Annotated in this window: 1 protein-coding gene and 1 pseudogene; both read left to right on the top strand. The window is 40.2% G+C overall.

The genetic code is table 11. From position 1 onward, the window contains the following. Positions 1–374 (top strand): annotated as a pseudogene (locus tag BM390_RS15625) (IS21 family transposase); the annotation flags it as partial. After that, positions 374–1129, top strand: coding sequence for an IS21-like element helper ATPase IstB (gene istB / locus BM390_RS15150; RefSeq protein ID WP_089855787.1), 756 nt, complete (start codon positions 374–376; stop codon positions 1127–1129). The pseudogene BM390_RS15625 and the gene istB, both read left to right, overlap by 1 nt. Positions 1130–1260 lie beyond the last annotated feature (131 nt).

Raw genomic sequence — 1260 nt, 5'->3', positions numbered from 1 at the left:
ACCATATGCCTGATCATCACCGATATTTTTTAGATCATACGCCAAAACAAAGTATCGAATGGGCGGAAACAATCGGCGAAAATATGACGATTTTTATTCGCACATTACTTGAACAGCGATCTGAAAAACAAGCTCTGACGCAAATCATGCATATCCGTCACTTAGAAAAGAGATTTGAGATAGACGAGATGGAAAACGCCGCGCAGCGCTTACTTCTCGCCACACATAATCCTACGCTTAGTGTGTATAAGACGATTTTAAACAGAAATAAAAAACGAGCTGACGCAAAAGGTACTGATGATCGTCTATCAGACAAAACCGATGAGTCTTATGGATTCGTTAGAGGCGCCAACTACTATGGAGGTAAAAAATAATGTCAATGTCAGAAACGGTACGCAAATTAAGGGAATTAAAGTTAGGGGCTATGGCTGATTCGTATGAAGATCAAATGAGAAATAGGGATTATCAAGATATGAGCTTTGACGATAGATTTCATTTACTAGTGGATAATGAGTACGCCAATAGACAATCTAATCGGCTTCAGCGACTGATTAAACAAGCGCAATTTAAAGAGCCTTTAGCAGCCATTGAAGACATTGAATATCATGCCGATCGTCGCTTGAATAAAGGCCAGATTCTAGACTTAGCCACAGGTAATTATATTAAACATCACTTGAATATTATTCTGATGGGGGCATCTGGTAACGGGAAGACGTGGATTTCGAATGCCTTCGGCATTCAGGCTTATCGCCAAAATTATAAAGTGAAATATGTCCGTTTACCCGAACTATTAGATGAGTTTATACTCGCAAAGAATGAAGCAGATGGTAGTTTTCGTCGTTTGATTAAAAAGTATAAAAGGGTAGATTTATTGATTATTGATGAATGGCTTTTAACCCCTCTGCCTGATGAATACACGTTAACCCTTTTTGAGATTATTGAATTGCGCTTAAAGACAGCCTCCACCATCTTCTGTTCACAAACAGCGCCTGAAGGGTGGTATGACAAGTTAGGCGAAGCGCTCGTTGCGGATGCCATACTTGATCGAATTGTCCATGATTCATATAACATCATTATTGATGGCGAAATCTCTATGCGTGAACGACACGGATTGAAAAGAAGTCACTAAAGTCTTTAACCGTAAGGTTAGAACATGACATTAGCCGCCGATTGGCTCTCTCTCCGCCCTCGGTGGCTCTATTTCATGCATTCAGTGGCTCTAAACTCCGCTTAAGTGGCTCTTTTTGTCCGCAATATTCA

Origin of the sequence: Halolactibacillus miurensis (genome assembly GCF_900116255.1) — a bacterium.
Classification (GTDB): domain Bacteria; phylum Bacillota; class Bacilli; order Bacillales; family Amphibacillaceae; genus Halolactibacillus; species Halolactibacillus miurensis.
The sequence above is the reverse complement of the archived record's forward strand: the minus strand, read 5'-3'. Positions and strand labels throughout refer to the sequence as shown.